This window comes from Janthinobacterium sp. PSPC1-1 (genome assembly GCF_049897625.1).
Taxonomy (GTDB): domain Bacteria; phylum Pseudomonadota; class Gammaproteobacteria; order Burkholderiales; family Burkholderiaceae_D; genus Janthinobacterium; species Janthinobacterium tructae.
Genome location: NZ_JAFCWP010000003.1, coordinates 322,039 through 335,459 on the forward strand (window position 1 = coordinate 322,039; position 13,421 = coordinate 335,459).

Here is a 13,421-nt window from a genome sequence, read left to right on the forward strand (position 1 = left end):
TCTCCTCGGTCTTTTTTCTGGTTTCTAAACGAACGGGCGTGCTATTCGCTACCCAACTAATATGCCATCGTTCCTCAGGCTTGTATAGAAAATATGTTTTAAAAATCAACGAAATAACAACACCGCCAGCGCCCTGTCATGACCGGGCGATCAGCTGAATTATGGAGGATATAAGATGTTTCGTGGCAAGCATCGCTATTGCGCTGCATCAAGAAAAAGCCCCTTGCGGGGCTTTTCATTATGCGGATAGAAACTGCTGCAAGATACCACTTGAGCCGAACGCGGCGCGCCGCAAACGGTCATTCACGCCCAGCCACGCTGGGCCGGTGGGCGGTGCTTCGACGAGGATCAGCTCGGCGCCGACCTGGTCCATTGTGCGCAGCGAGGCATACAGCGCATGTGCGTAATTTTCCGGGGTGGCTGCCAGGCGCACGCTGGCGCTGGCCGGTGGCAAATCCGAGTAATGGATCAGGGCTACGCGGCGCCCGTCATTGAGCAGGCGGTTCAAGGTGGCGCGCACGTCGTCGCTGTGCTGCATCGCAACAGGCGTATGCGGCGCGTAATGCGATTCCAGCGTGCCCGAGGCGCGCGGCGCGGCCGCGTCCGCCACGGCCGGTGCGCGGCCAATCACTGCGGCGATCTGTTCGCTGCTGATATGGCCAGGACGCAACAGCACGGGACCGTGCGTGGCCAGGCGCGACAGGTCGACGATGGTCGACTCGATACCGACCTCGCTCTGGCCGCCATCGAGGATCTGGCCCAGCAAGCCACTGTCCAGTTCCGCCGCGAATTCATCGCGCACATGCTGCGCCGTGGTGGGGCTGACGTTGCCAAATTTGTTCGCCGACGGCGCCGCCAGGCCGCCCTTGCCACCCTTGAAGGTGCGCAGCAATGCGATAGCCACCGGATGCGACGGGCAACGCAGGCCCACCGTGTCCTGGCCGCCGGAAACGGCGTCGGGAATATGCGCGGCACGCTTGACGATCAGGGTCAGCGGGCCGGGCCAGAAGGCGGCCACCAATTGCTGCGCCTCGGCGGGAATATCATCGGACCAGTGCGCCAGGTCGGCATCGGGTGCCACGTGCACGATCACGGGGTGGTCCGAGGGCCGCCCCTTGGCTTCATAGATGCGCGCCACGGCGGCCGGATTTTCCGCATCGGCGCCCAGGCCGTACACTGTTTCTGTCGGAAATGCGACGAGGCCGCCCGCTTCCAGCACGGCCGCGGCCGCCGCCAGGTCTTGTGCGGGCACGCTCACGGCGCGATTCCCAGGATCAGGCAAGCGTCGCGCAGGCGCTGCTGCGCCTCTGGCAAGGTGGCCGCGATGAAGGTCAGGTGACCCATCTTGCGGCCACGGCGCGGATCGTCCTTGCCATACAAATGCAGGCAGGCGCCCGGCAGCGCCAGCACCTGGTCCCAGGCCGGTTCGATGGCAGCATCGCTGCCGTCGGCAAACCAGGCGTCACCGAGGATGTTGAGCATCACGGCCGGCGAATGCTGGCGTACGTCGCCCAGCGGCAAGCGCGCCATGGCGCGCACCTGCTGCGCGAACTGGCTGGTGACGCAGGCATCCATCGTGTAATGGCCGCTGTTGTGCGGACGCGGCGCCATTTCATTGACCACCAGGCTGCCATCTTCAAGAACGAAAAATTCGATGCACAGCACGCCGACATAGCCGAGTTCGGCAACCATCGCTTGCGCCGCGCGCTGCGCCCTGGCGGCGCAGTCGTCCGACACGTTCGGGCCCGGCACGGTGGTGGTAAACAACACGCCGTCGCGGTGCACGTTTTCGGCGATCGGATACACGACCGATTCGCCGTCTACGCCGCGCGCCGTCAGCACCGACACTTCATACGCCAGCGGCAGCATCTTTTCCAGCAGACAAGTTACTTGTCCCATTTCCGCGAACGCGGCGCGTACCTCGTCGCGCGTGCGCACGCGGAACTGGCCCTTGCCGTCATAGCCCATGCGCACGGTTTTCAAAATGCCCGGCAGCAAGTCGTCGGCTATGCTGTCGATATCGCCCTGCGTGGCGATGACCATGTGCGGCGCCGGCAGCACGCCCGATGTCGAGGCGCAGGCGACAAAGAAACGCTTTTCCGCGATACGGTCTTGCGCCACCGACACGCCGTGCGCATCGGGCGCCACGAAGACGTGGCCGGCAAGACGCGACAGGCTGTCGGCCGGCACGTTTTCGAATTCGGTGGTGACGGCCAGGCATTGCGCGGCCAGGGCGTCAAGCCCGGCTGCATCGCTGTAGCCGGCATTGATCAGGCGCTGCGCCACCTGCCCCGCAGGGCAGGCATCGGACGGTTCCAGTACGGCCACCTGATAGCCCATGCTCTGGGCGGCCTGGGCAAACATGCGGCCGAGCTGGCCGCCACCCATCACGCCCAGCCACGCCGGTGGGTTGGCGGCAGGCAGCAATGGGGAAGTCGATTTACTATTCATTATTTTTCAAACACATTATTCAGGCAAGACCATGGCCTTGGCGGCGGCCGTTTGCGTGGTACGGAAGGCTTCCAGCTGGTCGGCCAGGGCGTCGTCATTGGCGGCAAGCATTGCCACCGCCGTCAGCGCCGCATTCGCCGCGCCCGCTTCGCCGATGGCGAAGGTGGCCACCGGCACGCCCTTGGGCATTTGCAGGATGGACAGCATGGAATCTTCGCCGCGCAAGTATTTCGACGGCACGGGCACGCCCAGCACGGGCACGATGGTCATCGCGGCCACCATGCCAGGCAGGTGGGCCGCGCCGCCGGCGCCGGCGATGATGGCGCGCAAGCCGCGCGCGCGCGCGCTTTTCGCGTACGCATACATCTCGTCGGGCATGCGGTGCGCGGAAATGACTTGCGCTTCGTATGGCACGCCAAACTGTTTCAGGATGGCAACCGCGTTCTGCATCACTTCCCAGTCCGAGGACGACCCCATGATGACGCCGACCAGCGGCTTGGGGTTCAACTTGTGCTCACTCATTTCAGGCCTTCAGCTTCTCGCCCGTCAGGCGTTCGATGGCTTCAAAGTACTTGGCCTGGGTTTTTTCGATGACGTCGGCTGGCAGCGCAGGCGCCGGTGCAGTCTTGCCCCAGGTCAACGTTTCCAGGTAGTCGCGCACGAATTGCTTGTCGAACGACGGCGGCGAGATGCCCGGCTGGTAGGAATCGGCGGGCCAGAAGCGCGACGAGTCGGCCGTCAGCACTTCATCCATCAAATGCATGACGCCGTTGTCATCGAGGCCGAATTCGAACTTGGTGTCGGCGATGATGATGCCGCGCGTGGCCGCGTATTCGGCGGCCGTCTTGTACAGGGCAATGGCCACGTCGCGCATCTTGGCGGCCAGTTCCGCGCCGATGCGCTCTTCCATTTCAGCAAAGCTGATGTTTTCATCATGCTCGCCCAGCTCGGCCTTGGCCGCCGGGGTGAAGATCGGTTCCGGCAGCTTTTCCGCCTGTTGCAGACCGGCTGGCAACTGGATGCCGCAGATGCTGCCTGTCTCTTGATAGTCTTTCCAGCCCGAACCGATGATGTAGCCGCGCACGACCGCCTCGACCATGATGGGCTTCAAGCGCTTGGCCACCACGGCGCGGCCCTTGACTTGCTCCACTTCCTCGGGCGCCACCACGGATTCCGGCGCCACGCCGGTCAGGTGATTCGGCACGATGTGGCCCAGTTTCTCGAACCAGAAGTCGCTCATCTGGTTGAGGACCTTGCCCTTGCCGGGGATAGGCTCGTTCATGACGACATCGAAGGCCGACAGGCGGTCCGTGGTGACGATCAGGATCTTGTCGTCGCCGACGGCGTAATTGTCGCGGACCTTGCCGTGGCCCAGCAATGGCAGGGAGTGGATGGAAGTCTGATAGAGGCTGTTCATAGCGGGGGGAATAGTTGGATGAAACGAAACCGGCAGGCAGGGAAGGCGCCCGCCGGTCGAGAAAATCGGGCACGGAGATGCAGCTTCCGGCCCGTTCCAGACAGAATTTTACTTCACAATTTGCGACAGCTCGCCGGCCTTGTAGCGCTCGGCCATTTTTTCCATCGTGATGACCTTGATTTTCGACGCCTGGCCTTCGCAGCCGAATGCCTGCATGCGCGCGCGCACGATTTGCTCTGCAGCAAGACGCGCTGGCTTCAGGTAGTCGCGCGGGTCGAATTTCGACGGGTTTTCAAACAGGTACTTGCGGATCGCGGCCGTCATCGCCAGGCGGATGTCGGTGTCGATGTTGATCTTGCGCACGCCGTGACGGATGCCTTCCTGGATTTCCTCGACTGGCACGCCGTAGGTTTCCTTCATGTCACCGCCGAATTCGCGGATGATGGCCAGCAATTCCTGCGGTACCGACGAGGAACCGTGCATCACCAGATGGGTGTTCGGGATGCGCGCGTGGATTTCCTTGATGCGGTCGATGGCCAGGATGTCGCCCGTCGGCTTGCGCGTGAATTTATACGCGCCGTGCGAGGTGCCGATGGCAATCGCCAGGGCGTCGCACTGGGTGCGCTGCACGAAGTCGGCAGCTTGCGCCACGTCCGTCAGCAGTTGCTCGCGCGTCATGGTGCCATCGGCGCCGTGGCCGTCTTCCTTGTCGCCCTTCATGGTTTCCAGCGAACCGAGCACGCCCAGTTCCGCTTCCACCGTCACGCCGATGGCGTGCGAGAATTTCACCACTTCACGCGACACTTCCACGTTGTATTCGTAGGAAGCGACCGACTTGCCGTCCGCTTCCAGCGAACCGTCCATCATCACGGAAGTAAAACCCGAGCGGATGGCGGCCATGCAGACGGCCGGCGACTGGCCGTGATCCTGGTGCATGACGACGGGAATGTGCGGATACGCTTCGACGGCGGCGTCGATCAGGTGACGCAGGAAGGCTTCACCGGCGTACTTGCGCGCGCCAGCGGACGCTTGCATGATCACCGGGCTGTTGAGCGCATCGGCGGCAGCCATGATGGCTTGCACTTGCTCCAGGTTATTGACGTTGAAAGCAGGAATGCCATAACCGTTTTCGGCGGCATGGTCCAGCAGTTGACGCATGGATACGAGAGACATGGTAATACTCCAGAGAACAATAGAAACCGTTGCGGCGCTTCGCGGCTCATCGCCGCGCCAGCGCCTGAATTATTCCAACTAAACTAGAACGTCCACCAAACTGTTCAGGGCTAGGCGCGTTGCCGAAGGCAGTACGACTAGTACGACGAGGCAATGCAACAACGCCCTGGACTGTTTGTGGGCGTTCTTAGTCGAATTCGCCTACTTTGACAATTTTCAGGGCGTTAGTACCGCCCACCTGGCCCATCGGCTCGCCCCAGGTAACGACGATCATGTCACCCTTCTTGACGATGCCCTGCGCCACCAACAGCTCTTCCGCCTGCTTCAGCACTTGCGCGCTGGGGGCGTTCTGCATCAGATGATACGCCCGAACATTGCGGTACAGCGCGGCTTTGCGCAAAGTGGTCACACTGGGCGTGAGCGCGTAGATCGGCGTGTCGATGCTGTGGCGGCTCATCCACAAGGCGGTGGAACCGGATTCCGTCAGCGCCACGATGGCTTTCACGCGCAAATGATGGGCGGTAAACAACGCGCCATACGCGATCGACTGGTCGATGCGGGTAAATGTGACGTTGAGGAAATCGGCATCGAGCTTGTTGTATTCGGACTGTTCCGCTTCGACGCAGATGGCGGCCATCATTTCCACCGTCTCGATCGGGTACTTGCCCGAGGCCGTTTCGGCCGACGTCATGACGGCATCCGTGCCATCGAGCACGGCATTGGCCACATCGGACACTTCCGCGCGGGTCGGCACGGCGTTGACGATCATCGATTCCATCATCTGCGTGGCAGTAATGGCCAGCTTGTTCGACGCGCGCGCCATCTTGATCATGCGCTTCTGCAAGGCCGGCACGGCCGCATTGCCCACTTCCACGGCCAAGTCGCCGCGCGCCACCATGATGCCGTCGGAGGCGTCGAGGATTTCTTGCAAGGCAGGAATGGCTTCCGCGCGCTCGATCTTGGCGATCATCATCGGCTTGTGGTGGTAGGGCTCTCCGGCGATATTGGCCAGTTGGCGCGCCATTTCCATGTCGGTCGCGCATTTCGGGAAGGAAATAGCCAGATAGTCGGCCTGGAAACTCATGGCCGTCTTGATATCTTCCATATCCTTGGCCGTCAGGGCCGGCGCGGACAGGCCGCCACCCTGGCGGTTGATGCCCTTGTTGTTCGACAACTCGCCGCCGATCTTGACGGTGGTGTGGATTTCGCTGCCGTGGATGCGCTCGACGATCAGCACGATGAGGCCGTCGTTCAGCAGCAGCACGTCGCCCTTGTGCAAGTCGCGCGGCAGGGCCTTGTAGTCGAGGCCGACCCGCTCCTGGTTGCCCAGTTCGCCGTTTTCTCCCCACTTGGCGTCGAGGATGAAGCGCTCGCCCGCTTCCAGCTGAATGCGGGTGTTTTCAAACTTGCCGACGCGAATCTTCGGGCCTTGCATGTCGGCCATGATGGCCACTTCGCGGCCGCATTCAGCTGCCGCCAGGCGTACCAGCGCGGCGCGGTCGATATGGTCTTGCGCCTTGCCGTGGGAAAAATTCAAGCGCACCACGTCGACGCCCGCACGTATCATTTTGACCAGGATATCGAAGTCAGTGGAGGCGGGGCCGATTGTTGCTACGATTTTTGTACCACGTGGCATAAGAATCCTTGTGCGCGAGCGAAGGTGAGCAAGGCCGGTTTGAGACAGCAGCCGGCAAGGTAAAAGCGCAGCGGTCAGGCTGCGCTTGGTATTGAACTGCTGAACGCTCCGTCTTAGCCGGCGCGTTGCATCAGGATTTCCACTGCCGGGAGGGTCTTGCCTTCCAGGAATTCCAGGAAAGCGCCGCCGCCCGTCGAGATATAGCTGATTTTATCCGTAATGTCGTATTTGGCAATCGCCGCCAGGGTGTCGCCACCACCGGCGATGGAAAATGCTTTCGATTCGGCAATGGCCAGCGCCAGGGTCTTGGTGCCGTGGCCGAATTGGTCGAACTCGAACACGCCGACCGGGCCGTTCCACACGATGGTACCGGCAGCGGCGATCTGCTGCGCCAGCAGGGCCGCCGTTTTCGGGCCGATATCGAGGATCATGTCGTCGTCCGCCACGTCGGCCACGTCCTTGACGGTGGCGGCGGCCGTGGGCGAAAACTCCTTGGCGCACACGACATCGACGGGAATCGGCACTTGCGCGCCGCGCTTGGCCATGATCTCGATGATGGCCTTGGCTTCTTCGACGAGTTCCGCTTCCACCAGCGACTTGCCGACGTTCAAGCCAACGGCCTTCATGAAGGTGTTGGCGATGCCGCCGCCGACGATCAGGTTATCGACCTTGTCGGACAGGGCTTTCAAAATGGTCAGCTTGCTCGATACTTTCGAACCGGCGACGATGGCCAGCAATGGACGGGCTGGCGCGTGCAAAGCTTTCCCCAGCGCATCGAGTTCGGCGGCCAGCAGCGGGCCGGCACAGGCGACGGGCGCGAACTTGGCGATGCCGTGCGTGGATGCCTCGGCGCGGTGGGCCGTACCGAACGCGTCATTGACGTAAATATCGCACAGCTTGGCCATTTTTTGCGCCAGTTCATCGCTGTTTTTCTTTTCGCCCTTGTTGACGCGCACGTTTTCCAGCAAGACGACCTGGCCGGCGGCCAGGTTTTCCAGGCCGGCGCCATCGATCCAGTTTTGTTTCAATGCCACTTCCTGGCCCAGCAACTCGGACAAGCGGGCGGCCACGGGCGCCAGGCTGTCGGCAGGCTTGAACTCGCCTTCCGTCGGACGGCCCAGGTGCGACGTCACCATGACGGCGGCGCCAGCGTCGAGGGCGGCGCGGATGGCCGGCACCGAGGCGCGGATGCGCGTATCTTCAGTGATCTTGCCACTATCATCTTGCGGGACATTCAGGTCGGCGCGGATAAACACGCGCTTGCCTTGCAGTGCATTTTGGGCGATCAAATCTTGCAGACGGATGAAGTTGAGAACAGCTGACATGGCGATCCAGATGACGAGTGGAAGGAAGTGCGCTATTTTACCGCAATGACCAGAGCAAATCCCCGATTTGTCCTGCTTTACTGAAAAACATGCAACAGTCGCAAGCCCGTGAAAACCAGCATGCCAAACACGATGGTTTGCAGCATATTGCGGCGGATCACGAAAAAGAGCGTGGCGGCAATACCCGACAAGAGTTTCAAGTTAGACAATTCGAAGTACACTTGCTGCCCCTCCATCAGCATGTCGGGCGCGATGATGGCCGCCAGCGCGCAGGCCGGAGCAAAGCGCAGCATCTCGTTGATCCTGCGCGGAATACTGATGTGATGGCCGACCAGCCAGAAGGTGCTGCGCGTGGCGGCCGTGGCCACCACCAGCACGGCGATGGCGATCCACACGTCGGCCCTGCCCCAATCGATGCCGTCAAACATGGCGTTTGTTCCATTTCTCGGTCAATTCTTCCACGGCCATGGCGCTGACCATGCCCACCACCACGGCCACCAGCAAACCCAGCTTGTATGGCAAGCCAAACGCCAGCACGGCCACCGTGCCCGCCACCAGCACGCCGCACAGGGCGGCGCGGCTGAGGATCAGCGGCACCGTCACGCACAGGATCGCCAGGGTGCCGGCAAACCCCAGCCCCCATTCGGCCGGCACGATGGCGCCCAGCACGATGCCGATGAAGGAACCGATTTGCCAGGCCAGCCAGTTGGGGTAAATCAGCCCTTTGAGGAAGGGCAGCTTGGCCGGGTCCGGCGTTTCATGGGGGTAGCGCTGCAGGAACAGGCCCACCGTGATGTCGCCCGCCACATAGCCGAGCGCAAAGCGCTGGCGCCACGGCAGATGGGAAAAATGCGGAGCCAGCAGCACGGAAAAGATGACAAAACGCAAATTGACGACGAGCGCCGTGGCGAAGATCACCCACACGGGCGCCTGCGCGGCCAGCAGCGGCAGCGAGGCCAACTGGGCCGAACCGGCAAAGACAAACAGGGTCATCGCCCCCGCCTGCGCCACGGTCAGGCCGCTTTTCACCATGGCCACGCCCACCACCATGCCCCAGGCGGCGATGCCCAGCAGGGTCGGCGCGCCCAGGTTCAGGCCGGCGCGCCAGGCATCTTTCAGCAGGGCGTCGTCGCTGGCGGCCGGGACGGCGCTCACGCGGGTGTTCATACGCGCCCCCGGCAAGCGGAGTGTGGTAACTGCACAACAATGGTGCGCGCAGTAGCGCTACGCAACGGTGATACCGGCAAGGCGAATCCAGTCAGTGTGGCGCTGCAGCTGCCATATTTCCGCAAAAAACCCGCGCCGCAGCCGCAGATGATCGAGCCGCCATTTTAGCCATGATTTTTGCTGTCTGCCTGAATCCGTTAAAATCGTACTTTTGGCAGCAGCCGACTTCCTTCCATACAGCCTCACGGAGCATGACAAGATGACAAAAACCACCCAGCCAGCGGTCGAACTCGACGGTAAAGACTTGCCAGCCCACTGCCCTAACCCGGCCATGCCGCTGTGGTCGTCGCATCCGCGCGTGTTTCTGGAATTCAACAAAGACGGTATCGCCAAGTGCCCCTACTGCGGCACGGCGTATACCCTGAAGGAAGGCGCCAGCGCCGGCCATCATTAAACTGCCCAGCGGCGCGCCCCCAGCGCGCCGTTTTTATTTGCACCAGCCCGGAGTCGTCATGAAACGTCTGAAAGAACTCAATGGCAGCGCCGCCGAAGTCGAAGCGGCTTTCTACGATGCCTTGCACCGCGCCGATCTCGAAGCGCTGATGGCGCTGTGGGCCGACGATGAAGAAATCGTCTGCATCCACCCGGGCGGCGCACGCCTGATCGGCCATGCCGCCATCCGCGCCTCGTGGGAAACCATTTTGACGGCCGGCGGCCTGCACATCGTGCCGGCGCAGCTGCATGAAACGCACAATTTGATGAGCTCGGTGCACACGGTCATCGAAGGCATCACCGCCGAAGAAGGCGCTCCGGCGCATCTGCTGGCGACAAATGTGTACGTCAAGACGCCGCGCGGCTGGCGCATCGTGCTGCACCACGCCTCTGTCGCCCCCGGCGGCGCGCCGGCCGACGCCACGGGAACGCAGATCCTGCACTGATGTCGTTGCTTCTTTCCTATACCGCCCCGCTCTGGCTGCCTGGCGGCCACGCGCAGACAATTTATCCGGCCGTGTGCCTCGCCAAGCCGGCCGTGGCCTTCCGCCGCGAACGCTGGCAAGCTCCCGATGGCGACTTCGTCGACGTCGACCTGGTCGACGGCCAGCCGGGCCAGCCCTTCGTGGTGCTGTTCCACGGCCTGGAAGGCTCGTCGAACAGCCATTACGCGCGCGCCCTGATGAGCGAAGTAGCGGCGCGCGGCTGGTCGGGCGCCGTGCCGCACTTTCGCGGCTGCTCGGGCGAAGCCAACCTGGCGCCGCGTTTCTACCATTCGGGCGATGCGCAAGAAGTCGACTGGATCGTGCAGCGCCTGCGCCCGCGTGCCACGGGCAAGTTTTACGCGGCCGGCGTGTCGCTGGGCGGCAACGCCCTGCTGTGCTGGCTGGGCCAGTCGCAGCACCAGGCCGATTTCATCGATGCGGCGGCGGCCGTGTCGGCCCCGCTGGACCTGGCGCAAGGGGGCAAGGCCCTGTCTTCGGGAGCCAACCGGCTCTACACGCGCATGTTTTTGAACACCTTGAAACCGAAATGCCTGGCCAAGCTGGAACAGTTTCCCGGCCTGTTCCCGCGCGACGCCATGCTGGCCGCGCGCGACTTGCACGCCTTCGACAATGTCGTCACGGCGCCCCTGCACGGCTACCGCGACGCCGACGATTACTGGCACCGCGCCAGCGCCAAGCATGTCTTGCAGGACATCACCGTACCGACCCTGGTGCTCAATGCCCAGAACGATCCTTTCCTGCCCGGGCGCTTCCTGCCGCGCAGCGCCGCGCCGCAGGTCACACTCGAGTATCCGCGCCACGGCGGCCATGTCGGCTTTGCCGCTGGCAAGTTACCAGGAAGCACACGCTGGCTGCCACAGCGCCTGATCCATTTTTTTGAAGGCGGCAACACGGCGCCATCGGCACCACAAAGCTGTCACGCTGCTAGCTCGCAAACGCACACGGAAAACGCTACACATGGATGAACTCGTCAAACAGGCGCTGGCCAAATGGCCGAACGTGCCGCACTGCTACGGCTGGCTGGGCCTGGATGCGCGCGGCCACTGGCGCATGCGCGACCAGCAGGCGCAACAGCAACAACTGCCCGGCGACAAGATCGCCCATACAGCGCTGCTGGGATTTATCAACCGCAATTACGACCATGACGACCGGGGCTGCTGGTTTTTTCAGAATGGCCCGCAGCGCGTCTACCTGAACCTGGAAGCGACGCCGTATATCGCCCGCAGCGATCCGCAGCACGGTTTTGTCTTGCAGACGGGCGCGCCGCTGGCGGCCATCGAGGCAGCGTATCTATGCGACAACGGCGCGCTCATCTTGCGCCAGGGCGATATCGTGGCGCAGGTCGACGACCGCGACATGGCGCAAGTGCTGCCATCGCTGCGGCTCGACGGCCTGGCGGCCAGCGACGAGGCCCTGCTGGCCTGGCTGGAAAATGGGCAAGGCAACTTGATGTTATTGCATGACGGCAAGGAGATTGCCGTGCAGCCGCTGGCCTATGCCAGCGTACCGCTCACTTTCGGCTTCCAGCCGGTGCCGCAAGCCGATCAAGACTAGCCCTTCTGGTCCTTGATCTGTTCGCGGCGCTTTTCCTGCAATTCGCGCTCGCGCGCATCGATCACGGCCTGGTCATAAAAGGTCGCGTCCGTCGACTTGCGGGCGATGGTCAGCTGGTCCAGCGCGGCCATGGTGGCGCCCTGCAGCACGTAGGATTCGGCCAACGCCATGTGCTGCAAGGTCATCTTGCCCTGGTCCGCATAGGCTTTCGCCAATAAATCATACAGTTCCGGCTCTTCCTTGTAGAGCTGCACCTGGTCGCGCAGATACAAGGTAGCCTGCTCCAGCTTGCCGGCAGCCATCAGCGCTTCCGCATACTGATGCGCAATGCCGCGCGAGAGGGGAAACTGCTGGCGCGCCGCATCGGCCGCCTTCAACGCTTGCTGCGCCACTTCCTTCTTCTGCGCCGGCATCAGCAGCACTTCCAGCCCCATCGCCGCCAGCAGCGAATTGGGATCCTGCGTGCCGCCCGAGGTAAACACATTCGGCCCGGCCGGCTTGTGCAGGGCGGCATTGGCGGCATCGAGCTCCTTCTGCGCCTCCGCCGGCTTGCCCTGCTTGACGGCGACAAAGGACAAGCCGTAATGGGCTGCCACCACCTGGAAGCGGCTTTGCTGTTCCAGCTGCGTCTTGAAGACGGCCTTGGCATTCAACAGGCCTTGCACGCTTTCATCCTGCAGCACGCGGGCACGCGCGCGGGCCAGGTGGAAACTCAGGCTGTCCGGACGCTGCTTGTAGGGCTGCTCGCGGATGCGCGCCTGGATGTCGGCGATGCGTTCCGTCGTCAGCGGGTGGGTCTGCAGATAGGCGGGCATCAGGTCGCTGTACGAGCGGCTGGCCGCCTGCATGCGGCCGAAGAAGGCCACCATGCCGGTGGTGTCGAAACCGGCTTCGCCCATGATCTGGAAGCCGATGCGGTCGGCCTCGCGTTCGGCATCGCGGCCAAAATTGAGCTGGCGCTGGATGGCCAGGCCCTGGCCGGCGGCAAACACGCCCAGCGCCACGTCGCCGCCCGCGCGCGACGCGAGCGCCGCCAGCAGCATGGCCGCCAGCGGCATCAGGGCATCCTGGCGCTGCTGGCCCAGCATGCGCGCGATATGGCGCTGCGCCACGTGGCCGATCTCGTGCGACAGCACCGACGCCAGTTCCGCCTCCGTTTGCGCCGCCAGCACGAGCGCCGAATGGACGCCGATGAAGCCGCCGGGCAAGGCAAACGCGTTCAACTGGGGATCGCGCACGGCAAAGAAGAAATAGTCGTAATTCGTTTCGCCGCGCACGCTGGGGCGCGCCGCCACGAGGGCGTTGCCGAAAGTGTTCAGGTATTCCAGCAGCGGGGCGTCATCGAGGTAATCGCGGTCGCCGCGGATGCCGCGCATGATTTCCTCGCCGATCTTGCGCTCCATCGCCGGCGACAGGTCTTCGCGCGAGGTATCGCCCAGATTCGGCAGGTTCGGCGCCGGCGGCACGGCCAGCGGCGTCCAGCTGCCGGCCGGCTTGGCCGCCGTGCTGGGGGCCGCCGCCACCGGCGCAGACGTATAGGTTTGCGCCAGCGCAAACGGCGCCGCCAGCCAGAATGCAGCCAGCATGGATGCGCGCCGGGAGCGGCGCAGCCATGCCGGACCGGCGTTTTCAAGGATGATCGGAAGGGGAGTTTTTGAATTCACGGGTGCTATCATACCTTGTTAGCGGCGCCTATTCCC

General features: G+C 63.1%; 14 protein-coding genes. 4 read left to right on the forward strand and 10 right to left on the reverse strand.

Annotation, left to right across the window (positions count from 1 at the left end; translation table 11 throughout):
- Window positions 1-238 precede the first annotated feature (238 nt).
- The 9 genes from ACP7EG_RS12515 to ACP7EG_RS12555 all read right to left on the reverse strand — a co-directional run bounded on the left by ACP7EG_RS12515 (window position 239) and on the right by ACP7EG_RS12555 (window position 9,169).
- Window positions 239-1,258 (reverse strand): L-threonylcarbamoyladenylate synthase, encoded by a 1,020-nt coding sequence (locus ACP7EG_RS12515; protein WP_426087852.1) that lies wholly within the window; start codon window positions 1,256-1,258, stop codon window positions 239-241.
- A complete protein-coding gene (locus tag ACP7EG_RS12520) occupies window positions 1,255-2,451 on the reverse strand; it encodes a 5-(carboxyamino)imidazole ribonucleotide synthase (RefSeq protein ID WP_426087853.1) in 1,197 nt (398 codons plus the stop codon). Before ACP7EG_RS12520 ends, ACP7EG_RS12515 begins: the two co-directional genes overlap by 4 nt.
- A gap of 15 nt (window positions 2,452-2,466) precedes the next feature.
- Entirely contained in the window at window positions 2,467-2,973 is a 507-nt protein-coding gene (gene purE, locus ACP7EG_RS12525) for a 5-(carboxyamino)imidazole ribonucleotide mutase (RefSeq protein WP_099762004.1), read from the reverse strand.
- 1 nt (window position 2,974) lies between these two features.
- Entirely contained in the window at window positions 2,975-3,868 is an 894-nt protein-coding gene (locus tag ACP7EG_RS12530; RefSeq protein ID WP_426087854.1) for a phosphoribosylaminoimidazolesuccinocarboxamide synthase, read from the reverse strand.
- 108 nt (window positions 3,869-3,976) lie between these two features.
- Complete coding sequence (gene fba / locus ACP7EG_RS12535) at window positions 3,977-5,041, reverse strand: class II fructose-bisphosphate aldolase (RefSeq protein ID WP_071075342.1); 1,065 nt, start codon at window positions 5,039-5,041, stop codon at window positions 3,977-3,979.
- Between the two features lie 187 nt (window positions 5,042-5,228).
- Window positions 5,229-6,677: a pyruvate kinase gene (pyk, locus tag ACP7EG_RS12540; protein WP_289946342.1), complete on the reverse strand. Its 1,449-nt coding sequence runs from the start codon at window positions 6,675-6,677 to the stop codon at window positions 5,229-5,231.
- 113 nt (window positions 6,678-6,790) lie between these two features.
- A complete protein-coding gene (locus ACP7EG_RS12545; protein WP_096237992.1) occupies window positions 6,791-8,002 on the reverse strand; it encodes a phosphoglycerate kinase in 1,212 nt (403 codons plus the stop codon).
- Window positions 8,003-8,079: 77 nt separating this feature from the next.
- Window positions 8,080-8,430 carry an AzlD domain-containing protein gene (locus tag ACP7EG_RS12550; protein WP_141170850.1) on the reverse strand — a complete coding sequence of 117 codons (351 nt, stop codon included), beginning with the start codon at window positions 8,428-8,430 and terminating at the stop codon, window positions 8,080-8,082.
- A complete protein-coding gene (locus ACP7EG_RS12555; protein ID WP_426087855.1) occupies window positions 8,423-9,169 on the reverse strand; it encodes an AzlC family ABC transporter permease in 747 nt (248 codons plus the stop codon). Before ACP7EG_RS12555 ends, ACP7EG_RS12550 begins: the two co-directional genes overlap by 8 nt.
- A 259-nt stretch (window positions 9,170-9,428) precedes the next feature.
- Here ACP7EG_RS12555 and ACP7EG_RS12560 point away from each other — a divergent pair, with 259 nt between their 5' ends.
- From ACP7EG_RS12560 to ACP7EG_RS12575, 4 genes are read left to right on the forward strand one after another with little or no spacing between them, the layout of a single operon-like run.
- Window positions 9,429-9,623, forward strand: coding sequence for a zinc-finger domain-containing protein (locus ACP7EG_RS12560; protein ID WP_070220739.1), 195 nt, complete (start codon window positions 9,429-9,431; stop codon window positions 9,621-9,623).
- 58 nt (window positions 9,624-9,681) lie between these two features.
- A complete protein-coding gene (locus ACP7EG_RS12565; protein WP_426087856.1) occupies window positions 9,682-10,107 on the forward strand; it encodes a YybH family protein in 426 nt (141 codons plus the stop codon).
- Window positions 10,107-11,132 (forward strand): YheT family hydrolase, encoded by a 1,026-nt coding sequence (locus ACP7EG_RS12570; protein ID WP_426087857.1) that lies wholly within the window; start codon window positions 10,107-10,109, stop codon window positions 11,130-11,132. Before ACP7EG_RS12565 ends, ACP7EG_RS12570 begins: the two co-directional genes overlap by 1 nt.
- Window positions 11,125-11,721 (forward strand): DUF2946 family protein, encoded by a 597-nt coding sequence (locus tag ACP7EG_RS12575; RefSeq protein ID WP_426087858.1) that lies wholly within the window; start codon window positions 11,125-11,127, stop codon window positions 11,719-11,721. Before ACP7EG_RS12570 ends, ACP7EG_RS12575 begins: the two co-directional genes overlap by 8 nt.
- On the opposite strand, the gene ACP7EG_RS12580 is transcribed toward ACP7EG_RS12575, so the two are convergent.
- Window positions 11,718-13,307, reverse strand: a complete 1,590-nt coding sequence (locus tag ACP7EG_RS12580) for a M48 family metalloprotease (RefSeq protein ID WP_426087859.1) — start codon at window positions 13,305-13,307, stop codon at window positions 11,718-11,720. The genes ACP7EG_RS12575 and ACP7EG_RS12580 overlap by 4 nt on opposite strands.
- Window positions 13,308-13,421: the final 114 nt, after the last annotated feature.